Origin of the sequence: Achromobacter insolitus (assembly GCF_002209555.1) — a bacterium.
Lineage (GTDB): Bacteria > Pseudomonadota > Gammaproteobacteria > Burkholderiales > Burkholderiaceae_B > Achromobacter > Achromobacter insolitus.
The window spans coordinates 35,368-60,038 of sequence record NZ_NJIF01000009.1; the positions used below are offsets into that span (position 1 = coordinate 35,368).

General features: G+C 66.5%; 21 protein-coding genes. 9 read left to right on the plus strand and 12 right to left on the minus strand.

Translation table 11 applies throughout. The features are described 5' to 3' along the window. Positions 1 to 11: 11 nt before the first annotated feature. From CEY08_RS23255 to CEY08_RS23270, 4 genes are all read right to left on the minus strand, one after another. Positions 12 to 1,286: an MdtA/MuxA family multidrug efflux RND transporter periplasmic adaptor subunit gene (locus CEY08_RS23255; RefSeq protein WP_063641326.1), complete on the minus strand. Its 1,275-nt coding sequence runs from the start codon at positions 1,284 to 1,286 to the stop codon at positions 12 to 14. Between the two features lie 371 nt (positions 1,287 to 1,657). Continuing rightward, a complete protein-coding gene (gene zapD, locus CEY08_RS23260; RefSeq protein ID WP_042796245.1) occupies positions 1,658 to 2,410 on the minus strand; it encodes a cell division protein ZapD in 753 nt (250 codons plus the stop codon). A 42-nt stretch (positions 2,411 to 2,452) separates the two neighbouring features. After that, positions 2,453 to 3,100: a dephospho-CoA kinase gene (gene coaE, locus CEY08_RS23265; RefSeq protein ID WP_076816498.1), complete on the minus strand. Its 648-nt coding sequence runs from the start codon at positions 3,098 to 3,100 to the stop codon at positions 2,453 to 2,455. 31 nt (positions 3,101 to 3,131) lie between these two features. After that, positions 3,132 to 3,980, minus strand: a complete 849-nt coding sequence (locus CEY08_RS23270) for a prepilin peptidase (protein WP_063641557.1) — start codon at positions 3,978 to 3,980, stop codon at positions 3,132 to 3,134. 203 nt (positions 3,981 to 4,183) lie between these two features. Between CEY08_RS23270 and CEY08_RS23275 the strand changes: the two genes are divergently transcribed. After that, positions 4,184 to 4,963: a copper resistance protein NlpE N-terminal domain-containing protein gene (locus CEY08_RS23275; RefSeq protein ID WP_063641327.1), complete on the plus strand. Its 780-nt coding sequence runs from the start codon at positions 4,184 to 4,186 to the stop codon at positions 4,961 to 4,963. A gap of 154 nt (positions 4,964 to 5,117) precedes the next feature. Here CEY08_RS23275 and CEY08_RS23280 read toward each other — a convergent pair whose 3' ends face one another. From CEY08_RS23280 to CEY08_RS23295, 4 genes are all read right to left on the minus strand, one after another. After that, positions 5,118 to 5,531 carry a response regulator transcription factor gene (locus tag CEY08_RS23280; protein ID WP_076816500.1) on the minus strand — a complete coding sequence of 138 codons (414 nt, stop codon included), beginning with the start codon at positions 5,529 to 5,531 and terminating at the stop codon, positions 5,118 to 5,120. Positions 5,532 to 5,646: 115 nt separating this feature from the next. Beyond that, positions 5,647 to 6,501 carry a pantoate--beta-alanine ligase gene (gene panC / locus CEY08_RS23285; RefSeq protein WP_042796242.1) on the minus strand — a complete coding sequence of 285 codons (855 nt, stop codon included), beginning with the start codon at positions 6,499 to 6,501 and terminating at the stop codon, positions 5,647 to 5,649. A gap of 36 nt (positions 6,502 to 6,537) precedes the next feature. Then, a complete protein-coding gene (locus CEY08_RS23290; protein WP_042796241.1) occupies positions 6,538 to 7,428 on the minus strand; it encodes a segregation and condensation protein A in 891 nt (296 codons plus the stop codon). Between the two features lie 16 nt (positions 7,429 to 7,444). Beyond that, complete coding sequence (locus tag CEY08_RS23295) at positions 7,445 to 7,633, minus strand: DUF3460 family protein (protein WP_042796240.1); 189 nt, start codon at positions 7,631 to 7,633, stop codon at positions 7,445 to 7,447. A 98-nt stretch (positions 7,634 to 7,731) separates the two neighbouring features. Here CEY08_RS23295 and CEY08_RS23300 point away from each other — a divergent pair, with 98 nt between their 5' ends. Together CEY08_RS23300 and glpK are read left to right on the plus strand one after the other, a co-directional pair. Further along, positions 7,732 to 9,186, plus strand: coding sequence for a DHA2 family efflux MFS transporter permease subunit (locus CEY08_RS23300; RefSeq protein ID WP_076816503.1), 1,455 nt, complete (start codon positions 7,732 to 7,734; stop codon positions 9,184 to 9,186). Then, entirely contained in the window at positions 9,173 to 10,699 is a 1,527-nt protein-coding gene (glpK, locus tag CEY08_RS23305) for a glycerol kinase GlpK (RefSeq protein ID WP_076816505.1), read from the plus strand. Before CEY08_RS23300 ends, glpK begins: the two co-directional genes overlap by 14 nt. A 398-nt stretch (positions 10,700 to 11,097) precedes the next feature. Here glpK and ilvD read toward each other — a convergent pair whose 3' ends face one another. Together ilvD and CEY08_RS23315 are read right to left on the minus strand one after the other, a co-directional pair. After that, positions 11,098 to 12,966 carry a dihydroxy-acid dehydratase gene (gene ilvD, locus CEY08_RS23310; RefSeq protein ID WP_042796238.1) on the minus strand — a complete coding sequence of 623 codons (1,869 nt, stop codon included), beginning with the start codon at positions 12,964 to 12,966 and terminating at the stop codon, positions 11,098 to 11,100. Positions 12,967 to 13,073: 107 nt separating this feature from the next. After that, positions 13,074 to 13,889, minus strand: coding sequence for an AraC family transcriptional regulator (locus CEY08_RS23315; RefSeq protein WP_076816507.1), 816 nt, complete (start codon positions 13,887 to 13,889; stop codon positions 13,074 to 13,076). Positions 13,890 to 14,233: 344 nt separating this feature from the next. Between CEY08_RS23315 and CEY08_RS23320 the strand changes: the two genes are divergently transcribed. After that, a complete protein-coding gene (locus tag CEY08_RS23320; RefSeq protein WP_076816510.1) occupies positions 14,234 to 15,271 on the plus strand; it encodes a 2-isopropylmalate synthase in 1,038 nt (345 codons plus the stop codon). On the opposite strand, the gene CEY08_RS23325 is transcribed toward CEY08_RS23320, so the two are convergent. Next, positions 15,219 to 16,109, minus strand: a complete 891-nt coding sequence (locus tag CEY08_RS23325; RefSeq protein ID WP_076816512.1) for a LysR family transcriptional regulator — start codon at positions 16,107 to 16,109, stop codon at positions 15,219 to 15,221. The genes CEY08_RS23320 and CEY08_RS23325 overlap by 53 nt on opposite strands. 114 nt (positions 16,110 to 16,223) lie before the next feature. Between CEY08_RS23325 and CEY08_RS23330 the strand changes: the two genes are divergently transcribed. Continuing rightward, positions 16,224 to 16,769, plus strand: coding sequence for a GNAT family N-acetyltransferase (locus CEY08_RS23330; protein WP_076816515.1), 546 nt, complete (start codon positions 16,224 to 16,226; stop codon positions 16,767 to 16,769). Further along, entirely contained in the window at positions 16,766 to 17,956 is a 1,191-nt protein-coding gene (locus CEY08_RS23335) for an MFS transporter (RefSeq protein ID WP_076816518.1), read from the plus strand. Before CEY08_RS23330 ends, CEY08_RS23335 begins: the two co-directional genes overlap by 4 nt. 49 nt (positions 17,957 to 18,005) lie before the next feature. On the opposite strand, the gene queC is transcribed toward CEY08_RS23335, so the two are convergent. Further along, entirely contained in the window at positions 18,006 to 18,725 is a 720-nt protein-coding gene (gene queC, locus CEY08_RS23340; protein ID WP_042796234.1) for a 7-cyano-7-deazaguanine synthase QueC, read from the minus strand. A 171-nt stretch (positions 18,726 to 18,896) separates the two neighbouring features. Between queC and ppc the strand changes: the two genes are divergently transcribed. The 3 genes from ppc (at position 18,897) to CEY08_RS23355 (ending at position 24,525) form a co-directional block, all read left to right on the plus strand. Further along, the gene (gene ppc / locus CEY08_RS23345) at positions 18,897 to 21,746 is read left to right on the plus strand and encodes a phosphoenolpyruvate carboxylase (protein WP_076816520.1); all 2,850 of its coding nucleotides are present in this window, start codon (positions 18,897 to 18,899) and stop codon (positions 21,744 to 21,746) included. Between the two features lie 322 nt (positions 21,747 to 22,068). After that, entirely contained in the window at positions 22,069 to 23,004 is a 936-nt protein-coding gene (locus CEY08_RS23350; protein ID WP_063641341.1) for a 3-hydroxyacyl-CoA dehydrogenase family protein, read from the plus strand. Positions 23,005 to 23,184: 180 nt separating this feature from the next. Continuing rightward, complete coding sequence (locus CEY08_RS23355; RefSeq protein WP_042796232.1) at positions 23,185 to 24,525, plus strand: short-chain fatty acid transporter; 1,341 nt, start codon at positions 23,185 to 23,187, stop codon at positions 24,523 to 24,525. Positions 24,526 to 24,671 lie beyond the last annotated feature (146 nt).

Genomic DNA, 24,671 nt, shown 5'->3' on the forward strand with positions numbered 1-24,671 from the left:
CGTGTACCGGCTTACTTGGACGGCGGCGTGGTGCCGGCCGGGGCGCCCGCGCCCAGGGTCTTGTCGCGGGTGGCGGGGATCACGTCCGAGCCGCCCACCACCTCGACCTTGGCGCCGGCACGCAGGCGATCGGTGCCTTCGACGACCACGCGGTCACCCGGCTGCAGGCCCTCATTGACGGCCACCATGCCGTTGTTGACCGCGCCCAGCTTCACCTGCCGCACCTGCACGGTGTTGTCCTGTTGCACCAGGAATACGAAGGCGCCCGCCGAGCCCTGCTGGATGGCGGCGGTGGGAATCGCGGTCACGTCCTTGCGCGTGAGCACGTGCAGGCGCACGTTGACGAACTGGTTCGGGAAGAGCGCATCATCCGCGTTCTCGAAGCGCGCCTTCAGCTTCAGGGTGCCGGTGGTCACGTCGATCTGGTTGTCCATCGTTTCCAGCTGACCCGTCGCAATGCGCCGGGTGTCCGCGCGGTCATAGGCGTCCACGGCCAGGGTCTTGCCGGCCGCGATCTCGGCGCGCACCTCGGGCAATTGGGTTTCGGGCAGCGTGAACACCACGGAAATCGGCTGGGTCTGCGTAATGACCACCAGGCCGTTCGTGTCCGAGCTGGACACCAGATTGCCGCGGTCGACCTGGCGCAGACCCAGGCGGCCGCTGATCGGCGCGGTGATCCGCGCGTAGTCCAGCTGCAACCGGGCATTGTCCACATTGGCCTGGTCGCTCTTGACCGTGCCTTCATACTGACGCACCAACGCCGCCTGCGTATCGACCTGCTGCTTGGCGATCGAGTCCTGCTTGTACAGCGCCTGGTAGCGTTGCAAGTCGCGACGGGCGTTCTCCAGCTGCGCCAGGTTCTGCATCTGCGTGCCGCGGGCCTGATCCAGCGCCACCTGGAACGCCCGCGGATCCACCTGCGCCAGCAGGTCGCCGGCCTTGACCCGCTGGCCTTCCTGGAAGGCCACTTCCACCAGTTCGCCGCTGACCCGGCTGCGCACGGTGACGGTGTTGTAGGCGGTGACCGTGCCCAGCGACTTCAGGTAGATGTCGATGTCCTGCTTGGTGGCGGTGGCGATGCGCACCGGCACCGCGGGATTCATCACGGCTCCCGCCGCAGGCCTGCCCCCTGGCCGCCCCCCGGGCCCGCCTGCGCCGCCCGGCTTGGCCGCGGGCCGCAGCACCAGCCAGGCGATGCCCGCCGCAACTAGCAATACCAGCGCCAGCCCGACAAGGCGGCGGCGGGTCCAACGGGTGGGCGGAGATACGGGACGGCTATCAGGCATGGAACAGTTCCGGCACGGGCGGAGAAAGCCGTATTGTCTACCAGACAGTCCCGGTTTCCAGCGCCGCGAGGCCGAGTTGAAACTGGGAGCAACAGGAATCTGGCCGAGCGAAACGCGCGGGCGGCTGCCCGGCCACTTCCGTCAGGCGCCTCCGGCGGCGGCTACGCGCCGCAGGGCTGCCTGGCGCGGTGACCCGCCGGGCCTGCCTTAAGCGGCCCTGCCTTAAGTGGCCCTGCCCTAAGCGGCCCTGCCTTAAGTAGCCCTGCCTTAAGTAGCCCTGCCTTACGCGGCCCTGCCCTAAGCGGCCCTGCCCTAAGCGGCCCTGCCCTAAGCGGCCCTGCCTTAAGGCAAGGAGGCCCGCCGCGCCGCTGTCAGGAGCTGCAGAGCGTCATCTGGAAGGGGACGTCGCGCGCGACCTGCTGGGGTTTGAATTCGCCGTCCTGCGTAGAAAAACGTATCCAGATCATGTACTTATTGGCGCTGATCTCTGGAAATACGCCCTGGCTGGGGTCCAGCCACACCCGCAGCAACTGGTATTGCTTGCCGCCCAGCATCTGCTGGTAAGCGCCCTGCTCGCCCACGATGTCGGCCTTGCGGCCGGATTCGCGCAACAGGCGCAAGGCCAGGGTCAGGCCGTCATACAGGGGAATAAAGGGCGCCACCCAGGCCTGCAGATCCGCGCAGCGGGCGGCTTCCGATTTGTTCTGCCACGCAAAGTACGAGGGCATGTCCACCTGCGTGGCGCTGCCGGGCACGGACAGGCGGCCTCGCAGGCTGGTCAACCATTCGTTTTCACGCAGGGACTGGCCGGTCTTGCCCGGCGCGGCCAATGCCGTGGTCACTTTTTCCATTTCGCGCAGCATCGCTTCAAGCGCATCCTGCGCCACGCCGGGATGATCGCGCAGCCCAACCAGCGCCAGGCGCTGGCGCTCCAGGTCTTGCAGGACCGCGCCTTTGACGTCGGTGCGTTCGCAGGCGTCAAGCAGATCGAACAGGGAGGTGACGGCAACCTGATGCTGCCGCGAGTCCCCCTCGCGAGCAAAGAAGAACAGCCTGTCGAACAGGTACTCCAGCCGCAGATAAGCGCGGATGCGCTCATTGAAGGGGTATTCGTAAACAATCACGCTTTTTTACAGGCCCATCTGTGTTTGGCCGGCGGGCCAATATTATTCAGGGGTGCCGGCCTGGTCTTGGGCAGGTCGGCCCGTCGTGCTCGCCAGCGCCAGCCAGCGGTCATGCAGGGTCTTCGCCTGCGCGCGCAATTGTTCTGGCGTCGTGTCGCCGTCATTGATGATGACGTCGTCGGCAACTTCCAGACGGCTTGTCCGCGCAGCCTGTGCTGCCATGATACGCCTGATGGCTGGCTCCGTCAGCCCGCTGCGCTGCTGCACCCGCGCCACCTGAGTGTCCGGGTCGCAGTCCACCACGCAGATGCGGTCCAGGCGCGCACGCCAGCGCGGCAGCGACTCCACCAGCAGCGGCACCACGAAGACCAGGTAGGCGCCCCGCGCCGCGGCAGCCTGGCGCTCGGTCTCCTGCCCAATGACCGGATGCAGCACGGCCTCCAGGCGCTGGCGCACCTGCGGATCCGTGAATGCCTGCTCGCGCATCCACCCGCGGTCCAGCGCGCCATCGGGCGTCAAGGCACGGGATCCGAACTCACGTTCGATCGCAGGCATGGCGGCCCCGCCAGCAGCGGTCAGCGCACGCGCGATCTCGTCGGTATCGACCAACGTGGCGCCCCACTCCGCGAGCATGTCCGCCACCCGGGACTTGCCCGAACCGATGCCGCCCGTCAGACCTATTTTCAACATACCGACCATCCCATGCAGGGCATGAACCGCCCTACTGCAAAAACCGCCCGAGCCCCTGCTCGCCGCCTGCCAGCAGCGTCACGACGCCCGCCAGTGCCAGATAGGGGCCGAAGGGCAGTGGCTGTCCGCGACGGGCGCGGCCGCTTAACGTCAGCGCGCCGCCGATCAACACGCCCAACAGCGATGCGCTCAGCAATAGCGTCGGCAGGGCTTCCACGCCGAACCATGCGCCCAGCGCCGCCAGCAACTTGAAGTCGCCATAGCCCATGCCCTCACGCCCCGTCAGCAGGCGGAATACATGAAAGATAACCCAGAGGAAGACGTAGCCCGCCACGGCCCCCACCACCGCCATCTGCAAGCTGGTGTAGGCATCGAACAAATTGACCAGCAATCCGGCCCAAAGCAACGGCTGCGTCAGCACATCGGGCAGCAGCGTGGATTCGAAGTCGATCCAGGCCAGCGCCACCAACACGGCCGAGAGCCCCATGGCGGACACAGCGAGCGGAGTCGCGCCGAACCTCCAGGCGCATGCGGCGAATAGCGCGCAGGTCAGCAACTCGATGGCCGGGTAACGCCATCCGATGGCCGCGCCGCAAGCGCCACAGCGGCCCCGCAACAATAACCATCCCAGCAATGGCAGCCGTCGCCAGCCGACCACCGGGCTGTCGCAGGCGAGACAGTGCGAGGCCGGCGACCACAAGCCATAGCGGATATCGGACGGCGGCTTGCCTGCGGCGTCCTGGCAGTGTGCCTGCCATTCCTGTTCCATCATGCGTGGCAGCCGGTGCGTCAGCACCGTCAGCCAGTTGCCGACGAACAGGCCCGCCAGCGCCGCCAGGCCGATGAACGCGCTCAGGGGCAGATCGAAGACATGCCGCATCACCGTCATCCGCCCGCGTGGCGCACGGCCGCAACGCCGCCGCCACCAGGGCGGGCGGCGGAGCGTGGCGCGGGTCGGCAGCGGCCGTGTCGTAAATAGTGCATAAAGTGTTGACGATACCCAAGAGCGGCTAAGGGGAACGTATCGAATCTTCGCATAAGTGCGTAAAATCGGAGACAGACTCACCACACGGATAAGCTGCCATGACCGCGCGCGTAGAACTCGGTACCCGCTCCCGCAAACTCAGCGTCATGGGGCTGCTGCTCGCAGGCACCGCATTGGGCGCGGCTGGCTGTGCCCAACAGAAAACCGAAGGCTATTACGACCCGCCTGCCGAAAGCACCGTGACCGACGCGCAGTACCAGGGTTCGGGCGCGGGCTACCGCAGCGTCATCCGCGCGCCGTCGCAGGTGCAGATCGCGCTCAAGCCCGACGCTCCGCGCAAGCAACAGAACCAGGCCGCCCAGGCTGCCGCCGGTGGCCAGACCACCGAAGACGGCCAGGCCGTTCCTGCGGAAACCGAACATACCGCCACCTCGGCATCGGCGGCGAGCGCCCCCGTCGCCAGCCCGGCTGCCCCCAACGCCGCCGTGCAGAACCTAGTGCCGCAACCGCAGACCTACATGGGCACCCTGCCGTGCTTCTCGCCCGCCATGCAGTGCACGGCGCAGCGCGTGACACTGACTCTGGCGCCCAATGGTCGCTGGCGCGGCCGAGTGGCCTATCTGGAAGATGACCCCAAGAAAGGTCCGCCCGTCACCGAGCAAGGCTGCTGGGACGCCACCGACGAGCGCCCGCCGCGCGTCATCCTGATGGACAGCAAGGGCAATGGCCGCGCGGAGTTCGTGGTTGCGGCCAACAACGTGCTGCGCGTGCGCTCCATCGACGGCCAGACGCCCAATCTCAACTACAACCTGACCCGCCAGCCGGATCTGGACCCGATCGACGAACTGGCCAAGGCCGCAGCGCCCAAGTGCCCGTGACGCCTGCCGGCGGCCGTTAAGCGCCGCCTTACGCGCCGCCTTACGCGCCGCCGCTCGGCAACCCGAAGCTCCAGGCCGGGCCTGACGAACACTGCGTTCGTCAGGCCCGATGCTTTTGGACTAGCGCATCCGGCGGATGGCTGTCAGGGCGGGCCTATCCTGGATCGGGGTCCGCCTTGGAATGGGTAGGCGCGAGGTCCGTCTGACAATTGCCGTATGCCGGCGCTGGCTGTTCATGCAAGACATGGGCCGAACCCGGGCTGCCCGCTGCGGCCAGCCCGGGCGGCAACGGCAGCCCGCGTGGGCCATCCGTGCCGGCCGCGCCCGGCACGGGCGACGCACCGGAACGCCCGTGTTCGCACAACCGGCATGCCAATTGCATGGCGTTACGGACTTGCAGCTTCGTGAAAATGCGGGAGCGGTGGGCTTCGACGGTGCGCAGCGAAATGCTCAGGTCTATGGCGATGACCTTGTTGGGACGGCCGGCTGCCACGTAGGTGACGATCTGCCGTTCGCGGGGAGTGAGCGAAGAAAGAACAGCTTCCAGGTCAGGACGGGGCATGTGCATGGGGCGACTCGCTTGCAATGTAGGATTACACCGAGTCTGATCCGCCGCCCGCCGAGATATAAGCTGGCAATTCTGTCAGGGGGTGGACATAGACGCCACCCCCCGTTTTGCCGCCTCAGGCCGTGTAGGCCAGTTCCAGATTGTCGATCAGGCGAGTGCTGCCCAACTTGGCGGCCGCCAAGGCCACCAACGGTTCGCCGGCTTGCAGGTCGGCCGCCTCCGGACGCTTCAGGTCGCGCTGGCGCCGCACAGCCACGTAGTCCACCTGCCAGCCACGCTGAGTCAGGGTGTCGATGGCTTCGCGCTCCAGCGCGGCGGCGTCGCGCTCGCCCTGCGCCAGGCGCTGGCCGGCATGCCGTAGCGCAGCATACAGCGCAGGCGCCTCGGCGCGATCGGCGTCGCTGAGATAACGGTTGCGCGAGGACAGCGCCAGGCCGTCTTCCGCGCGCACGGTCTCGTGCGCCAGCACTTCCACGGGCAACTGGAACTGCCGGCACATGTTGCGCACGACCATCAGCTGCTGGTAGTCCTTCTTGCCGAATACGGCCACGCGCGGCTGCACGCAGGAAAACAGCTTCAGCACCACGGTGCTGACGCCTTCGAAGAAGCCGGGACGGAATTCGCCTTCCAGGATGTCGCCCAGGTCATCGGGCGGCTGGACGCGGAAATTCTGCGGCTCCGGGTACATCTCGCGTTCGTTCGGTGCGAACAGCACATAGACGTCGCGCTCGCGCTCCAGCTTCTCGATGTCCGCAGCGAGCGTGCGGGGATACTGGTCGAAGTCTTCGTTCGGGCCGAATTGCAGCCGGTTCACGAAGATGCTGGCCACCACCGGGTCGCCATGCTGGCGCGCCAGCTTCATCAGGGATAAGTGGCCTTCGTGCAGATTGCCCATGGTGGGCACGAACGACACGCGATTCTGGCCGCGCAGGTGATCGCGCAATTCCTGGATGGTGTGTACGACTTTCAAGGGATTTCTCCGGGGTTGGGGGCAGCCCGGTCAGGATCAGGCCGCGACCGCCGCCACGCTGGTATAGGCCAGGCGCACATAGATGGGAGCATAGGGCTCGGCCTGCGTGATTTCCAGCAAGGACTCGCGGGCCAGCTCCAGCATGGCGATGAAATGCACGACAACCACCGCCGCGGGCGCGCCCTCGCGGACGCGCTCCATGAAGAGGTCGCCGAATTCCATGAAGCGCACGTCGTTCAGGCGCCGCAGGATGTGCGTCATGTGATCGCGCACGGACAGCTGTTCGCGCGTGATGTGGTGATGCTGGTTCAGTTTGGCCCGCTTCATGATGTCGGCCCAGGCCGCGCGCAGGTCGTCCACGCTGACTTCCGGCAGCATGCGCTCCACGCTCAGGTCGGCCACCGCCTGGCTGCTGACAAAGTCGCGGCCCAGCTGCGGCATCGCGTCCAGCTTCTGGGCGGCCAGCTTCATCTGCTCGTACTCGAGCAGGCGGCGCACGAGTTCGGCGCGCGGATCTTCCGGCTCTTCGCCGGTGTCGGTCTTTTTGACCGGCAGCAGCATGCGCGACTTGATCTCGATGAGCATCGCCGCCATCAGCAGGTACTCGGCCGCCAGTTCCAGGTTGTGGATACGGATCTGGTCCACATACGACAGGTACTGCCGCGTGACATCCGCCATGGGGATGTCCAGCACATTGAAGTTCTGCTTGCGGATCAGGTAGAGCAGCAGGTCCAGCGGCCCTTCGAACGCTTCCAGGAACACTTCCAGCGCATCCGGCGGGATGTACAGGTCCGTGGGCATCTGGAACAGGGGCTCGCCATAGAGGCGAGCGAACGCCACGCTGTCGATCGTGTCAGGCGTGCTGTCGACGGGCGGTTCCACTAGCGCGGCCAGGGCGTCGCCCGGGACGGAAGCGTGTTGGGCCATGGTTGCCGCAATGGGCTCAATCGGCCTGGTAGACGTACGGCTTTTGCGGCACGCGGGCCGCGCGGAAGCCTTCCAGCAGTTCCGAGTCCTGCGGTTTGTCCCAAAGACGGGCGCGGCCCTCGCGCTGGCGCTCTTCAGTGCCAGGGTGCGATTTCTTGTAGTCCTTCAGGAAAAGGGTGATCTCGGATTCGTAGTTGGTCGCCATGGCACCAATTTCAGTGGGTTTCGGATAGGGGGAGTTTACTTCACGGCGGGCTACCCCCCGGCGTTACAATCTCGCGGCACCCATCGCCCCCTCCCGCCATGTCCGCAGAAACCGCAGCAGCAGCCCGCCCCGCCTCGTCCGCCAGTGAGCAAGCAGCGCGCGCGGCGCGCATGATCCCCTTCATCGTAGGCTGCGCGCTGTTCATGCAGATGCTGGACGCCACCGTGGTGGCCACCGCTCTGCCGGCCATGGCGCACGCCCTGGGATCCACCCCCGTGCGGCTCAACGTGGCCATTACGTCCTATCTGCTGTCGGTGGCGGTATTCGTCCCTGTCAGCGGCTGGGCGGCCGACCGCTACGGCGCGCGGCGCGTGTTCGTGGCGGCTATCGGCCTGTTCACGCTCAGTTCCGTGGCCTGTGCGCTGTCCCAGGACCTGCCGCAGCTGGTCCTGGCCCGCGTCGTCCAGGGGATGGCGGGCGCGATGATGGTCCCCGTGGGGCGCATCATCCTGCTGCGCACCGTGCCCAAGCAGGACTTGCTGAAGGCCATGTCCTTTCTTTCCATTCCGGCCTTGCTGGGCCCGGTGATCGGCCCCCCGCTGGGCGGGTTCATGGTCACCTATATGTCCTGGCACTGGATCTTCCTGATCAATATCCCGATCGGCGTGCTGGGCATTTTTCTGGTGCTGCGCTATGTCGCGGAAATCCGCGAGGAATCCGCTCCGCGCCTGGACTGGCCGGGGTTCCTGCTCAGCGCGATCTGCCTGGCCACCCTGGTCAGCGGCTTCGAGGCCATCGGCCGCGACGTGATGCCCCTGCCTGTGCTGCTGGGACTGATCGCCGTGGGCACCATCTGCGGCCTGCTTTATGGCTGGCACGCTCGGCGCACGGAACATCCCATCATCGACCTGTCCCTGATGCGGATCCCTACCTTCGCCATCTCCACGCTGGGCGGCAATCTGTGCCGCTTCGCCGTGGGCGCCACCCCCTTCCTGCTGGCCATGTTGCTGCAAGTCGGCTTCGGCCTCACGCCTTTCTCGGCCGGCCTGATCACCTTCGCCAGCGCCGCGGGCGCGCTATTGATGAAGTTCGTGGCCACGCCCATCGTCAGGTACTTCGGCTTTCGCCGCGTGCTGACCGTCAACGCCTTGCTGGCGGGCGCGTTCATCGTGGTCTGCGGCGCCTTCACACCCACGACGCCGGTGTGGCTGATGATCGCCGTGCTGCTGGTCGGCGGCTTTTTCCGTTCGCTGCAATTCACCGGGGTAAATACGCTAACCTATGCTGACATCCCCCCGTCCAAGATGAGCCGCGCCAGCAGTTTCGCTGCCATGGCGCAACAACTGGGCATCAGCCTGGGCGTGGGCGTGGCCGCGGTGACGCTGAACATCAGCATGTCCTTGCGCGGCGCGGAAACGCTGGCGATTCGCGACGTCGTCGCGGGCTTCATCGTCGTCGGCGTGCTGTGCATGGCTTCGACCTTCTCCTTTAGACGCCTCGACCCTCTGGCCGGGGCACACCTGAACGGCGCCAAACAAAGTGACGACGAATGAATTTGTCCTAGCCCTGGACCAGGGAACGACCAGCTCCCGCGCAATCGTGTTCGATCGTGAAGGCGTGGTGCGCGGCGTAGGCCAGCGCGAATTCCGCCAGCACTATCCGCGGCCGGGCTGGGTAGAGCACGACGCCAGCGAGATCTGGCATAGCCAGCTGGACGTGGCGCGTGAGGCCCTGCGCAATGCTGGCGCGACCGCCGCCGACATCGCCGCCATCGGCATCACCAACCAGCGCGAAACCACCCTGATCTGGGAACGCGCCACCGGCCGCCCGCTTGCGCGCGCCATCGTCTGGCAGGATCGCCGCACGGCGCCGATGTGCGACCAGTTGCGCCAGGACGGCCATGCCGCATTCCTGCAATCGCGGACCGGCCTGGTGCTGGACGCCTATTTCTCCGGCACCAAGCTTGCCTGGCTGCTGGACCACGTGCCGGGCGCGCGCCAGATGGCCGAACGCGGCGAACTGGCCTTCGGCACGGTGGACACGTGGCTGATCTGGCAACTGACCGGCGGTGCCGTGCACACCACCGACCCAAGCAACGCGTCTCGCACCATGCTGTTCGACCTGCATACCCAGGACTGGAACGACGAGATCCTGGCGCTGCTCAAGATCCCGCGCAGCGTGCTGCCCCAAATCGCGCCCAGCAGCGCCGTGGTGGGCGAAGCCCTGCCCGAATGGCTGGGCGGCTCGATCCCGATCGCCGGCAATGCCGGGGACCAGCAGGCCGCCACCTTCGGCCAGGCCTGCTTCACGCCCGGCATGGCCAAGAACACCTACGGCACCGGCTGCTTCATGCTCATGAACGTGGGCGAGAAGCCCGTGCAGTCCCGAAACAATCTGCTGTCCACGGTGGGTTGGGGCCTGCCCCAGGCCGCCGACGCGGGCTGGCGCCCGACCTACATGCTGGAAGGCGGCGTGTTCGTGGCCGGCGCGGCGGTGCAATGGCTGCGCGATGGGCTGGGCATCATCCAGCGTTCGGAAGAAATCGAATCCCTGGCCGCCAGCGTGGCCGATACGGACGACGTCTTCATGGTCCCGGCCTTTGCCGGCCTGGGCGCGCCGCACTGGGATCCCTATGCGCGCGGCACGCTGGTCGGCCTGACCCGCGGCACTACCCGCGCTCACATCGCCCGCGCCACGCTGGAATCCATCGCGCTGCAAAGCGCCGAGCTGCTCACCTGCATGAACGGGGACAGCGGCATCGCGCTGACCGAACTGCGCGTGGACGGCGGCGCCGCCCGCAATGACCTGCTGATGCAGATGCAGGCAGACCTGCTGGGCGTACCGGTCGTGCGCCCCCGGGTATCGGAGTCGACGGCGCTAGGAGCTGCCGGCCTGGCGGGATTGGCGGTGGGATTCTGGTCGGGGTTGGATGAGTTTGCCTCGAAGTGGCAGGCGGAACGCACGTTCGAGCCGACTTGGCCGGAATCTGTGCGGGATGCGCGGATGAAGCGGTGGAGGCAGGCCGTGGAGTTGTCCAAGGGGTGGGCGGATAGCGCGGGGAAGTAGGCGAGGGTTTCTTGGGTTTGCAGATTGCTGGCAAAGGCCGTTGCTCTTCGTAGGCCACCCAGCCGTCCGCGCCGACGTGCTACTTGAGTCTGGGCTTGTTACGCTGCTGGAATTACGGTCGGGGATGACGCTTGGGTTGCCCGTCACTCTCGGCCGCGCGGGCGGCGTGGCGGCGGGCAACCTCGATGCGCCCGACGGAATCCGAAGGGAAGGCCGAAGGCCTGGACGAGGATGAGGATGGGGCAGCCCGGAGCGAAGGCTCCGGGCCGCAATCGTGGGCGCTCGCCGCCACGCCGCCCTCGCCAACGGGCGACCTAAGAAGCGCGAGCCACAACAACAGCCAAAAAAAAAAGCGGCGCCCAAAAGCGCCGCCCTACTCAAAAGTCAGCAGCCAACAATCACCGCTTGCCCTTCTGCTTCAGCTGCGACAAATCCCGCACCGCCCCGCGATCCGCTGAAGTCGCCAACGCAGCATAAGCTTGCAACGCCTGCGACACGACACGCTCGCGCCCGACCGGCTCCCAGCCGTCGGCCCGCGCATCCATCGCCGCGCGGCGGCGCGCCAGTTCCTCGTCGGACACGGCCAGATGCATTTTGCGGTTCGGGATGTCGATCTCGATCACATCGCCCTCTTCCACCAGGCCGATGGTGCCGCCTTCCGCCGCCTCCGGCGAAGCGTGGCCGATCACCAGACCCGACGAGCCGCCCGAGAAGCGGCCATCCGTGAACAGAGCGCAGGTCTTGCCCAGGCCCTTGGACTTCAGGTAGGACGTGGGGTACAGCATTTCCTGCATGCCCGGACCGCCCTTCGGGCCTTCGTAGCGGATCACCACCACGTCGCCCGGAACGATCTTGTCGCCCAGAATGCCTTCGACGGCATCATCCTGGCTTTCGAAGACGCGCGCGCGGCCAGTGAAGACCCATTGCGACTCGTCCACGCCAGCCGTCTTCACGATGCAACCCTTTTCTGCCAGGTTGCCGTACAGCACGGCCAGGCCGCCATCCTTCGAATAAGCGTTTTCCTTGCTGCGGATGCAGCCCGTCTTGCGGTCCGTATCCAGCGTCAGGAAGGTGGCATCCTGGCTGAAAGCCACCGTGGTGGGAATGCCGCCGGGGGCCGCGCGATAGAACTTCTGTGCTTCCTCGCCGGCGCCGCCGGCCACGTCCCACTGCTTGATTGCATTACCCAGCGTGCCGCTGTGCACGTTGCCGCAGGACAGGTCCAGCAGGTCCGCGCGCGCCAGTTCGCCCAGGATGCCCAGGATGCCGCCCGCGCGATGCACGTCTTCGATGTGGTACTTGTCGGTGGCGGGCGCCGCCTTGCACAGGCAGGGCACCTTGCGCGAGATGCGGTCGATGTCGGCCATGGTGAAATCCACACCCGCTTCCTGCGCCGCGGCCAACAGGTGGAGCACGGTGTTGGTGGAACCGCCCATCGCCACGTCCAGCGCCATGGCGTTCTGGAACGCGCTCTTGGTGGCGATGCTGCGCGGCAGGACCGAGGCGTCTTCTTCCTGGTAATAGCGGCGGCACAGGTCCACCACCAGGCGGCCGGCCTGTTCGAACAGGCCGCGGCGCCAGGCGTGCGTGGCGACGATGGTGCCGTTGCCCGGCAGGGCCAGGCCAATGGCTTCGGTCAGACAGTTCATCGAGTTGGCGGTGAACATGCCGGAACAGGAGCCGCAGGTCGGGCAGGCGCTGCGTTCGACTTCGGCCACATCGGCGTCAGATACGTTGGGGTCCGCGGCCTTGATCATGGCGTCGATCAGGTCGATCTTGGCGATGACCTTGCCGTCAGTGGGCGACTTGACCTTGCCCGCTTCCATGGGACCGCCCGACACGAATACGACCGGGATGTTCAGGCGCATGGCGGCCATCAGCATTCCGGGGGTGATCTTGTCGCAGTTCGAGATGCAGACCATGGCGTCGGCGCAATGCGCGTTGACCATGTATTCGACCGAGTCGGCGATCAGTTCGCGGGAGGGCAGCGAATACAGCATGCCGCCGTGGCCCATCGCAATGCCGTCGTCCACGGCGATGGTGTTGAATTCCTTGGCGACACCGCCGGCAGCCTCGATTTCCTTGGCAACCAGCGCGCCCAGGTCGCGCAGGTGCACGTGGCCCGGCACGAACTGCGTAAACGAGTTCACTACCGCGATGATCGGCTTGCCGAAGTCGCCATCCTTCATGCCGGTGGCGCGCCACAGGGCGCGGGCGCCGGCCATGTTGCGGCCGTGGGTCGAGGTGCGGGAGCGGTAGTGCGGCATGGTTTGTCTCTGGCTGTAGCTGTTAGCGTAGGCGGCAAAACGTTAAATAATACGCTGGTTCCGGGGCCGGCCGTCTCTGGGCCGTCCACGGGACGCCGCCGCGGCCATCAGGCGGACGCCACCCCGCGCGCCGCAAATGCGCTGGGCGGCTCGCCCACGGCCTTGCGGAACATGGCGGCAAACGCGCTCGGGCTTTCGTAGCCCAGGTCCAGCGCCACTTCCAGCACGCGCTCGCCGCGCGCCAGCCGCTCCATCGCCGCCAGCAGCCGCGCCTGCTGGCGCCAGCGGCCGAAAGTCATGCCGGTGTGGCGCAGGAACAGCCGGTGCACCGTCTTCGGGTCCACCCCCAGCGCGCGCGCCCAATCGGCCGCGCCGTCCTGACGTTCCGGATGCCGCACGATGGCGCGGCAGATACGCGCCAGACGAGGTTCGGTGGGTTGCGGCAGATGCAGGGGCAACGCGGGCTCCTGACGCAATTCGTCCAAAAGCAGCATCATCAACCGGCCGTCGCGCGTGCCGGGCGCCCAGTCCAGCGGTACCTCCGCCGCGGCGACCATCAGCTCGCGCAACAGGGGCGAGATCGACAACACGCAGCACTGGTCGGGCAAGTGGTCAGCGGCGCCGGGTTCGACGAACACCGTGCGCATGCGCGGCTGGCCGCTCATACGGATGCCGTGCGGCACCCAGGCAGGCACCCACACGCCGCGGGTGGGGGGCACCACCCAGATTCCTGCGTCCGTATCCACCACCATCACCCCGGAGATCGCATAAACCAGTTGGGCTCGGCGATGCCGATGGCGCCGGATGCGATGGCCGTCCTCGTAATCCACGGCCAACCCGGCCACCGGACGGCGCGAGGACTCGTAGGGGAACAAATCCAGATCTGCGGGTTTGTAGGGCGCGCGGGCGGCGGGTATGTCCATTTTGCGATGATTGTGGCCAGAATGGCGTTAGACGGTCGTTTCCAGTGTACCTATCATCCTCGCATCCTTCAGGCTTTACCCAATTCACCCCATGTCCGTGTCCGCACAGTCCGCCGCTATCCGCTTCCGTGCCGCGCTTGCGGCCGCCGGCTGCGCGCGGGTTGGTGGGATGGGCCGCCCTGTTCTAGCGCTGCGACTAGCGCGCGGTTGCCGGGCCTTGCGCCCCGTGGCCGCCCGGCAGCCCAGGGCCCTCTGACGGACCCTGCCGCCACCTCCCCTTGCCTGGCCGTCCCGCCTCTGAACGCGGGCGGCCGACTGCCGCCGCATCCCGGCCGGAGGTTTCCATGCTTGAACAACCCCAGCACAAATACCGTCCCACCCTTCCCTTCGCCCGCGACTATGCGGAACGCACCTGGCCGTCGCGGCGCCTGACGACGCCACCCATCTGGATGAGCACCGATATGCGCGACGGCAATCAAGCGCTGATCGAGCCGATGGACGCGACGCGCAAGCTGCGCTGCTTTGAACAATTGGTGGCCGTGGGGTTGAAGGAGATCGAGGTGGCCTTCCCCTCGGCCTCCGACACCGATTTCAATTTCGTGCGCCAGCTGATCGAAGAGCGCCGCATTCCCGGCGACGTCACCATCGAAGTGCTGACCCAGTCGCGTCCCGACCTGATCGAACGCACTTTTGAGGCACTGCGCGGCGTGTCCCGGGCGATCGTGCACCTCTACGCGCCCATTGCGCCGCAATGGCGCCGAATCGTGTTCGGCATGACCAAGGCGGAGATCAAGGAGATCGCCCTGGCCGGCACGCGCCAGATACGCGCGCTTGCCGATGCCCGCCCCGAAACCCGTTGGATCTATGAATACTCACCTGAAACCTTCAGCCTGGCGGAACTGGAGTTTGCGCTGGAAATGTGCGATGCCGTGAGCGAGGCCTGGGGACCGACGCCGCGGGACAAGATGATCATCAACTTGCCGTCCACCGTAGAGTGCACCACGGCCAACGTCTATGCCGACCAGATCGAGTGGATGCACCGCAATTTGGCACGACGCGACAGCATCATCCTCAGCGTGCATCCGCACAATGACCGCGGCACGGCGGTAGCGTCGGCGGAGCTGGCGGTGCTGGCCGGCGCAGAGCGCGTGGAAGGCTGCCTGTTCGGCAACGGCGAACGCACCGGCAACGTGGACCTGGTGACGCTGGCCCTGAATCTGGACCTGCACGGCGTGCGCAGCGGCCTGGACTTCTCGGACATGGCGGCGGTGCGCGAATGCGTGGAAGCCTGCAACCAGCTGCCCGTGGACGTATTCCACCCGTATGCGTTCACTCACGCAACGCCAGCAGCGCCTCCTGCAGATGCCGCAGCCCGCGGCTGAGCGGTTTGTCCCGGCGCAGCACGATGGCCAGGCTGCGTGACAGACGCGGCGCAAGCGACCGCAGCTCCAGCGCCTTGCGCCGCCCCGCGCCTGACACGGCCAGCCTGGGCAGGATCGCGCACCCCAGGCCGGCGGCGACGATCTCCTTCATGGCCTCTGTGCTGCCCAGCTCCATGACCGGCTTGGCGGCCAGGCCGGCCTGCTCGAACCAGTCGTCCACCAGGCGGCGGGTGCGCGCGCCCGGTTCGAACAACACCAGCGGCAACTGCGCCAGCGCCTGCGGCGTGGCGGCAGCGGGAATGGACGCCGGATCGCCGGCGGGAAAGATTGCCACGAACTCGTCTTCCAGCACCGGCGTGACCTGAAACATGCGCCCTGGCGCAGGCAAAGTGACCAGTCCGATATCCAGCGTGTTGTTCTCCAGTCCGCGCAGCATGTCCGCCGTGTTGCCGGTGCTGGCGACGATGTCCAGGGCAGGGAAACGCCGCCGCAGGTCGGCCAGGATGGGAGGCAGCAGATAGGTGCAGGCGGTGGCGCCCGTGCCCAGCCGGACGCGGCCGGATACCTGCGAGGCATGCGCGGTCATGGCGAGCTCGGCCTGCGCCAGCGCGGCGTCGATGACCCGCACGTGCTGCAGCAGTTCCAGCCCGGCCGCGGTCGGCCCGGCGCGGCGGCCGACGCGTTCCACGAGCTTCAGGCCAAAGCGCCGTTCCAGTTGGCGGACCTGCAGGCTGACGGCGGGCTGGGTCACCCCGCCCCGTTCCGCAGCAGCGGAAAAGCTGCCCAGTTCGATCACCTGCGCAAAGGTGCGCAAGTGGTCCAGGTTGAGGCCGCGCATCGCTAAATCCAAAGTTTTACTTATTCAAATCATAATAGACCAAAGCTTTATTAATAAATAAGCTTGCGCGACACTGGCGGCTTGTTCCTTCCTCGATAGCCCTCACGGCCCGCCATGTCGTCTCCTTCCTCCACCGTCCTCATCCGCGACAGCGCGGAAGCCGATCTGCCCGCCATCAAGGCGATATATGCCCACCACGTGCAGCACGGCACGGCCTCGTTCGAACTGGAACCGCCTTCCATTGCCGAAATGCGCCAACGCCGCGCCAGCGTCCTGGAAAAGGAAATGCCCTATCTGGTGGCCGAGATCAATGGCGAGGTCGTCGGCTATGCCTACGTCACGCCCTATCGCCCGCGTCCTGCCTACCGGCACACGGTGGAGGATTCGGTGTACGTGAAAGCGGGCCGCTCTGGCCTGGGCATCGGCGGCAAGCTGCTGGCCGCGCTGATCGAACGCTGTACCGCCGCAGGTTGGCGCCAGATGCTGGCCGTGGTGGGAGACAGCCGCAACGCTGCGTCGCTGGCGCTGCATGCCAGCCAGGGCTTCCACCCCGCCGGCACGCTGCGCTCGGTCGGACACAAACACGGCGAATGGCGCGATACGGTGCTGATGCAGCGCGCGTTGGGCGAGGGCGACACCACACCGCCGCAGCGGCCGTGATCCCGCCGCGCGCCATCGTCTGCCTGGGGCTGACCCAACTGGTCGGCTGGGGCGTGACGTACTACCTGATAGGCGCCCTGGGCCCGGCCATGGCCGCTGACCTCGGCTGGAACGCGGCCACGGTGTATGGCGGATTCTCGGCGGCCATCGTGGTGATGGCCATGGTATCTCCACTGGCCGGCATGGCCGTGGACCGCTGGGGCGGACACCGCGTCATGCCCGCGGGCGCGGTGCTGGGCGCGCTGGGCTGCGCGGGCCTTGCGATGGCGCACGCCCTTCCCGGGTACTTCCTGGCCTGGGCCGTGCTGGGCGTGGGTATGAGGCTGTGCCTGTACGACGCGGCCTTTGCGTCGCTCGCCCGCGCCGCCGGCCCTTCGGCACGCCGGCCCATGTCGCAGATCACGTTGTTCGGCGGACTGGCGTCCACGGTGATGTGGCCGGTGGGCCACGCGCTGTCGGAATGGCTGGGTTGGCGCGCTGCGGTGCTGGCGTATGCCGCCCTGGCGCTGGCCACGCTACCGCTGTATCTGGCGCTGCCCCGCGGACGCTACTCCGCGGCAGCGGGCGGCAAGGACAAGGCTTCGTCCGGCCTCACGCGCAACGCAGCCGAACGCCGGCTGGCGGGCGTGCTGTACGCGTTGATCGCCATGCTGACCAATTTCCTGGCGGCGGGCAACGCCGCCCATCTGATTTCGCTGCTGTCGGGCCTGGGCCTCGCGGCTGCCGCCGCGGTCAGCGTTGCGGCACTATGGGGAGTCGGTCAGTTCGCGGCCCGGCTGGCCGACGTGGCGCTGGGTTCTCGCCTGCATCCCCTGACGCTTACGCTGGCGGTCTGCGCGGTATTGCCGCTCTGCTTTCTGCTGGCGTTGCTGTCCGGCGGCAATCTCTATGCGACTGCCGCCTATGCCCTGCTCTACGGCGCCTGCAATGGCCTGCTGACCATTACACGCGGCACCTTGCCGCTGGCGCTGTTCGACTTTCGCAGCTACGGCGCGCTGGTCGGCGCCCTGCTGATTCCCAGCTTCCTGCTTACCGCCGCCTCGCCGGTGGCCTATGCTTACATCGTAGACAGCTACGGCACGCGTAGCGCGATGGCGCTATCGGCGGGCCTGGCGGCGGCAATCTGTGCGGCGGCGTTCGCGCTAAGGTGCAAGTTCATACAAAGAGCGCGCACGGCGTACGCCTGAGACCCGGCAAACGCGCCCGCGCCTCGGCGCGAGTCCCGGCGCCAGCGGGTCAACCTTCGGCGGCGGAAGCCACGACCCATTTCTCCCAGCCGATCTTCCTGAGCTTGCAAGCCGGGCATTCACCGCAACCGTAACCCCAGTCATGGCGCGCGCCGCGTTCGCCCAGATAGCAGGTATGGCTTTCCTCGACGATGGTTTCCACCAGCGCGTCGCCGCCCAGTTGGTGCGCCAGCGCCCAGGTTTCGGATTTGTCGATCCACATCAGAGGCGTCTCGATCGTGACCCGGGAGCCCAGACCCAGTCCCAGCGCCACCTGCTGCGCCTTGATCGTGTCGTCGCGGCAGTCGGGATAGCCGGAGAAATCGGTTTCGCACATGCCGCCCACCAGCACGTCCAGCTGGCGGCGGTAGCCCAGCGCGGCCGCCAGCGTCAGGAACAGCAGGTTGCGGCCGGGCACGAAGGTGTTGGGCAGGCCGTTGGCCTGCATCTCGATGGCGCGGTCGCTGGTCATGGCGGTGTCGCCCACCTGCCCCAGCACCTTCAGGTCCAGCAGATGGTCCTCGCCCAGGCGTGGCGCCCAGTCGGGGAAATTGCCGCGGATCTCGCGCAGCACATTCAGCCGCGCGGACAGTTCGATATGGTGGCGCTGGCCGTAATCGAAGGCCACGGTTTCCACATGGGCGTAGCGGTCCAGCGCCCAGGCCAGGCAAGTCGTGGAATCCTGGCCGCCCGAAAACAGCACGAGCGCGCGACGTTGGTGATTTTGCATAAAAGGGGGCTTCTGGAAAGACGAAGGAATTAGTCGGACTTTAACGCAGCGGCACGACTTCGCCGTAAGGATCGCTGCGTAAAATCGTCGGTCAGATTCATTTTCCGGTTTACCTGCAACGCCCCGTATTGTCTTCCTTTCCCTTCAGCAGCCTCGACGGATCCCCGCCAGATGAATGCCATGCGCCCGCAGTCCGATTCAGCAGAACCCTTGCGTCACGATATCCGGCTGTTAGGCCGGTTACTGGGCACCGTCATCGAGGAATGCGAGGGCAAACGCGTCTTCGACACCATTGAAACCCTGCGCCGCACGGCGGTGAAGTTCCGCCGCGAAGGCAATGACGCGGACGGCAAGTTGCTGGAGCAGCGCGTCAAGCGCCTGCAAGGCAGCGATCCCAACTCGGTCGCGCGCGCCTTCAGCTACTTCCTGCACCTGGCCAACATCGCTGAAGACCGCGATCAGAACCGCCGCCAGCGCGCGCGCGCCATCGCCGACGACACGCCCGCACGCGGCAGCCTGCGCGAAGCCGTGCAGACGCTGGGGCGCCACGGAGTGGGCGTGGCGCGCATTCGCCGCCTGCTGGCCGAGGCCTGCGTGATGCCGGTGCTGACCGCGCACCCCACCGAGGTGCAGCGCAAGAGCACGCTGGACGTGCACCGCGAAATCGCCGCCGCGCTGACGCAGCGCGAAGGCCCCCTCACCCCCGAGGAACTGGCCGACCTGGACGCTTCGCTGCTCGGCCGCGTGGCCACGCTGTGGCAGACCCGCATGCTGCGCTACACGCGGCTCACCGTGGCCGACGAAATCGAAAACGCGCTGTCGTACTACCGCAGCACCTTTCTGCAGGTCATTCCTCGGCTGTACGGCGACCTGTCCAAGCTGCTGAACCGCGAATCCGCCAAGCCGTTTGCCGCGCCGCCCCCGCCGCTTGAGCCGTTCCTGCGCATGGGCAGCTGGATCGGCGGCGACCGCGATGGCAATCCCAACGTGGACGCCAATACCCTGGAACGCGCGTTGCTGCGCCAGGCCACCGTACTGTTCGAACACTATCTGCAAGAAGTGCACGCGCTGGGCGCGGAGCTATCGGTCACCACCTTGCTGATCGGTGTCGACGCCCAATTGCTGGCGCTGGCCGACGCCAGCGGCGACGATTCTCCCCACCGCCGCGACGAACCCTACCGCCGCGCGCTGGTCGGCGTATACGCCCGCCTGGCCGCCACCGCGCAGCGCCTGACGGGCCAGGACCTCGCACGACGCAGCACCGTCGCCGCCATCCCCTACGAGCGGCCTGAAGAACTGTCCGCGGACCTGGCCGTCATCGCCGCATCATTGGCCGCCCACCACGGCTCGCCCATCGGCAAGCTGCGCCTGGCCGGCCTGCAGCAGGCCGTGGAAGTGTTCGGCTTCCATCTAGCCACGGTGGACCTGCGCCAGAGCTCCGACGTGCACGAGCGCGCACTGGCCGAACTGTTCACCTGCGCGGGCACGCAGCACGACGGCAAGCCGCTGGACTATCTGGCCCTGACCGAGGAGCAACGCGTCGAACTACTGCGCGCCGAGCTGGCGCAGGCGCGCCCGCTGGCCTCCCCCTGGATCGCCTATACCGAAGACACCACGCGCGAACTTGCCGTGCTGCGCGCGGCTGCGGCCGGACGGGCCCGCTACGGCAAGCAGGCCGTGCGCCAGACCATCGTGTCGCATACCGAAACGCTGAGCGACTTGCTGGAAGTGATGGTGCTGCAAAAGGAAGCCGGCCTCATCGCGCCGGCCGGACAGGAAATCCAGCCCGAGGATGGCCTGATGGTCGTGCCGCTGTTCGAGACCATCCCCGACTTGCAACGCGGGGCCGACATCATGGCCGCCTGGCTGGACCTGCCCGAAGTCCGCCAACGCGTGAAGCTGGCGCAGAACGGCGCGCAGGAAGTCATGCTGGGCTATTCGGACAGCAACAAGGACGGCGGCTTCCTCACGTCCAATTGGTCTCTCTACCAGGCCGAGCGCGCGCTGGTCGACGTGTTCTCCGCCCGCAACGTGCGCCTGCGCCTGTTCCACGGCCGCGGCGGCTCGGTCGGCCGCGGCGGCGGTTCCAGCTTTGACGCCATCCTGGCGCAACCCCCGGGTACCGTAGCCGGCCAGATCCGCCTCACCGAACAAGGCGAAGTCATCCAGAGCAAGTACAAGGACGCCGAGGTCGGCCGCTGGCACCTTGAACTCCTGGTCGCCGCCACGCTGGAATCCAGCCTGGCGCCGCGCGCCGAAGCCACCAGCGCCGAAGACGCGCACATGGCCCAGCACGGTCCGGCCATGTCCTTCATGTCGGATACCGCACAGCGCACCTACCGCGGCCTGGTCTACGACACCCCGCGCTTCGCCGACTACTTCTTCGCCGCCACGCCCATCAGCGAAATCGCCGGCCTGAATATCGGCTCGCGCCCCGCCTCGCGCAAAAAGGGCCAGCGCATCGAAGACCTGCGCGCCATTCCCTGGGGCTTTTCCTGGGCGCAATGCCGCCTGATGCTGACCGGCTGGTACGGCATGGGCTCGGCGATCGAGGCCTATCTTGAAACCGGCGCCCCGGACGCGCCGCGCTCGCGCCGCAGCCGCCTCGCGCAGCTGCGCGAAATGGCACGCGACTGGCCCGCCTTCCGCACGCTGCTGTCGAACATGGAAATGGTGCTGGCCAAATCCGACCTGGCGATCGCCGCGCGCTATGCGCAACTGGTGCCGCAGCGCGGCGTGCGCGAACGCATCTTCGGATCCATCAGCGCCGAGCACGGCCGCACGCTGGCCATGCTCAAGCTGCTGACCCAGCGCGAACTGCTGGCCGACAACCCCACGCTGCAGGCGTCGCTGCGCGAGCGCTTCGCCTACATCGATCCGCTCAACTACCTGCAGATCGACCTGATCCGCCGCCACCGCGCGGCACAGAAGCATCCCGAGGCCGAGGTCGACAAGCGCGTGCAGCGCGCCATCCACCTGACCATCAACGGGATTGCGGCGGGGCTGCGCAACTCGGGCTGACGCATTGCTCGCGCCGCGGCGCGCGGCATGCAAGACCTCCATTGGGTGAGGGACCCGGCCCGCGCCATTCCGGCGCGGGGCGGCCCGCTCCCTCCTCAGGCGTCCACCAGACGGACACCAAAAATTCCTCATTTGTCCGCCCCCCGCGACTTTTAGTACTATCTCTTTCAGAAATTCTATATACGCACAAATGTTCGCATATAGAACAAAACGATTTTTCTGGCCAGGCGCACAGGAAGGCACACCGGAAGAGACAGAAAGTATCCTGGTTCCGCACGTGCCCGCCCGCAAAGCCCGGCATATCAGTACCGAGCGAACCATCATGGATACCCCCCTCAAGAATCTCGCCATCGTCGGCGCAGGCGCCATGGGCAGCGGCATTGCCGCGCTGTTCGCCTCGAAGGGATTGAATGTCGTCCTGATCGATCCGATGGAAGGCGCGCTGGATCGCGCGCTCCAAACCATAGACCGCCAACTGAATGTGTACGCGCCCGGCCAGGTCCAGGAAGCGATGCAGCGCATTCAGGTCGCGCCCGGGCTGGAAGCGGCCTGCAACAGCGACCTGGTCATCGAAGCCGTGCCGGAAAACCTGGAGCTCAAGCGCGGCATCTTCGCCAAGCTCGATTCCCTCTGCCCCGCGCACACCCTCTTCGCCACCAATACCTCCGGCCTGTCCATCAACGCCATCGCCAGCGCCGTCGTGCGCCGCGACCGCTTCGTGGGCACCCACTTCTTTACGCCCGCCGACGTGATCCCCCTGGTGGAAGTCGTGCGCAACGACGGCACCTCCGAGGACACCGTTGCCAAGGTCATGGCCACATTGCGCCACGCCGGCAAGCGCCCGGTGCTGGTCCGCCAGGACATTCCGGGCTTCATCGCCAACCGCATCCAGCACGCCCTGGCCCGCGAGGCCATCTCGCTGCTGGAGAAAGGCGTAGCCAGCGCCGAAGACATCGACGAAGTGGTCAAGTGGAGCCTGGGCATCCGCCTGGCCCTGTCGGGTCCGCTGGAACAACGCGACATGAATGGCATCGACGTGCACTACGCGATCGCCAGCTATCTCTACAAAGACCTGGAAAACCGCACCGAACCCTCCGAACTGCTGAAGAGCAAGGTTGAAAGCGGGCAGATCGGCGCCAAGAGCGGCCAGGGGTTCTACACCTGGAGCCCGGAGCGCCGTGAGCGCGTGCTGCGCGAAAAGAGCGCCGCGCTCGGCGAACTCGCCGCCTGGCTCAACGAGAAGGCCAGCGGGTCCTGACGGCCGCGCCAGCAAGCATTCACTACATAAGGCGCGGGGCTTTCCGCCACCAGCGCCATCGGGCCACAAGCCCAACCACACAAAGAAAACCATCGTCCCACCCGCCCCCGCCGACACCCGGCGCCAGGGCGGCGCAAGACACGAGAAAACTTAGCCTTACCGGAGTTCGTAGGAGGCACCATGAATAAACTGGCTTCATTCTTTACGGAGCTGATGCGCAAGTATCTGCCCGACCCCTTCGTGTTCGCCATCGCGCTGACCTTGCTCACCGTGCTCTTGGCCATGGGCGTGGAAGGCAAAGGCATCGGCGACATTACGCGCGCCTGGGGCAACGGCTTCTGGAGCCTGCTGGCCTTCACGACCCAAATGGCCGTGATCCTGGCGATGGGTTACGTGCTGGCCACCGCGCCGCTCACCGACCGCCTGCTCAACCGCATCGTCAGCCACGTGCACAAGCCGCACACCGCCATCATTGTGGCAACGCTGGTCGGCGGCATCGGCAGCTATCTGAACTGGGGCTTCGGCCTGGTCATCGGCGGCATCGTCGCCAAGAAGCTGGCGCTCAAGGTCAAGGGCGTGCACTATCCGCTGATCATCGCCGCCGCCTACAGCGGCTTCACCATGTACGGCCTGGGCCTGTCGGCCAGCATCCCCGTGCTGGTAGCCACCCCGAACCACCCCACCGCCAAGCAGATGGGCACCATCCCGCTGTCGGAAACCATTTTCTCGGTGCCCATGCTGATCACCAGCCTGGTCATCATCGTGACGCTGCCGCTGCTCAACGCCTGGCTGCACCCGAAAAAGGGCGAGAAGATCGTTGAAGTGGACCCGGCCATCGACCGCGACACCGCTACCGCCAGCGCCGCCGAAGACCTGCTGGAAAAAGGCACCCTGGCCTCGAAGCTGAACAACAGCCGCATCCTGAGCCTGCTGATCGGCGCGCTCGGCATCGCCTACGTGACGTTCCACTTCATGGACGGCGGTTCGCTGGACCTGAACCTGATCAACTTCATCATCCTGTTCCTGGGCATCATCCTGCTGGGCACCCCGGCCGCCTACGTCGCCAAGCTCACCGAAGGCATCAAGACGATCTCCGGCATCATCCTGCAATACCCCTTCTACGCCGGCATCATGGCCATCATGGCCGCTTCCGGCCTGGTCACCACGATCTCGCAAGTGTTCGTTGACGTGGCCACGCCCGAATCGCTGCCGTTCTGGGGCCTGATCAGCTCGTTTGTCATCAACTTCTTCGCACCGTCGGCCGGCGGCCACTGGGTCATCCAGGGTCCGTTCATGATCGACGCCGCCAAGGAAATCGGCAGCGCGCTGAACCAGACGACCATGGCCGTCATGCTGGGCAACGCCTGGAACGACCTGGTGCAGCCCTTCTGGATCCTGCCCGCGCTGGCGCTGTCCAAGCTCAAGCTGCGCGACGTCATGGGCTATACCGTCATCATGATGCTGTGGGTCGGTGTGATCCACATCACCGCGGTCCTCCTCTGGGGTTACTTGACGCATTAAGCCCCCCATACGCGCTTACGCGCGCCGCCCCTGGGGACGACACCTGCAGACCGGCAAAGCCGGATCTGGCGGTGTCCCCGCCAGGGGAGAGGACAGACGAATTAGTACCGGCAGCGTTTCAGCCTGCGTTGGAATTTGGAATAGGG

Coding starts and splice junctions, on each gene's coding strand:
- ilvD (WP_042796238.1), bottom strand. CDS start 12,966: ATGCCGCACTACCGCTCCCGCACCTCGACCCACGGCCGCAACATGGCC.
- CEY08_RS23325 (WP_076816512.1), bottom strand. CDS start 16,109: ATGCGCGGCCTCAACCTGGACCACTTGCGCACCTTTGCGCAGGTGATC.
- coaE (WP_076816498.1), bottom strand. CDS start 3,100: ATGTTGAAAATAGGTCTGACGGGCGGCATCGGTTCGGGCAAGTCCCGG.
- CEY08_RS23330 (WP_076816515.1), top strand. CDS start 16,224: ATGTCGTCTCCTTCCTCCACCGTCCTCATCCGCGACAGCGCGGAAGCC.
- CEY08_RS23270 (WP_063641557.1), bottom strand. CDS start 3,980: ATGCGGCATGTCTTCGATCTGCCCCTGAGCGCGTTCATCGGCCTGGCG.
- CEY08_RS23295 (WP_042796240.1), bottom strand. CDS start 7,633: ATGGCGACCAACTACGAATCCGAGATCACCCTTTTCCTGAAGGACTAC.
- CEY08_RS23300 (WP_076816503.1), top strand. CDS start 7,732: ATGTCCGCAGAAACCGCAGCAGCAGCCCGCCCCGCCTCGTCCGCCAGT.
- CEY08_RS23315 (WP_076816507.1), bottom strand. CDS start 13,889: ATGGACATACCCGCCGCCCGCGCGCCCTACAAACCCGCAGATCTGGAT.
- CEY08_RS23280 (WP_076816500.1), bottom strand. CDS start 5,531: ATGCACATGCCCCGTCCTGACCTGGAAGCTGTTCTTTCTTCGCTCACT.
- CEY08_RS23320 (WP_076816510.1), top strand. CDS start 14,234: ATGCTTGAACAACCCCAGCACAAATACCGTCCCACCCTTCCCTTCGCC.
- CEY08_RS23255 (WP_063641326.1), bottom strand. CDS start 1,286: ATGCCTGATAGCCGTCCCGTATCTCCGCCCACCCGTTGGACCCGCCGC.
- CEY08_RS23350 (WP_063641341.1), top strand. CDS start 22,069: ATGGATACCCCCCTCAAGAATCTCGCCATCGTCGGCGCAGGCGCCATG.
- CEY08_RS23275 (WP_063641327.1), top strand. CDS start 4,184: ATGACCGCGCGCGTAGAACTCGGTACCCGCTCCCGCAAACTCAGCGTC.
- queC (WP_042796234.1), bottom strand. CDS start 18,725: ATGCAAAATCACCAACGTCGCGCGCTCGTGCTGTTTTCGGGCGGCCAG.
- CEY08_RS23355 (WP_042796232.1), top strand. CDS start 23,185: ATGAATAAACTGGCTTCATTCTTTACGGAGCTGATGCGCAAGTATCTG.
- CEY08_RS23290 (WP_042796241.1), bottom strand. CDS start 7,428: ATGGCCCAACACGCTTCCGTCCCGGGCGACGCCCTGGCCGCGCTAGTG.
- ppc (WP_076816520.1), top strand. CDS start 18,897: ATGAATGCCATGCGCCCGCAGTCCGATTCAGCAGAACCCTTGCGTCAC.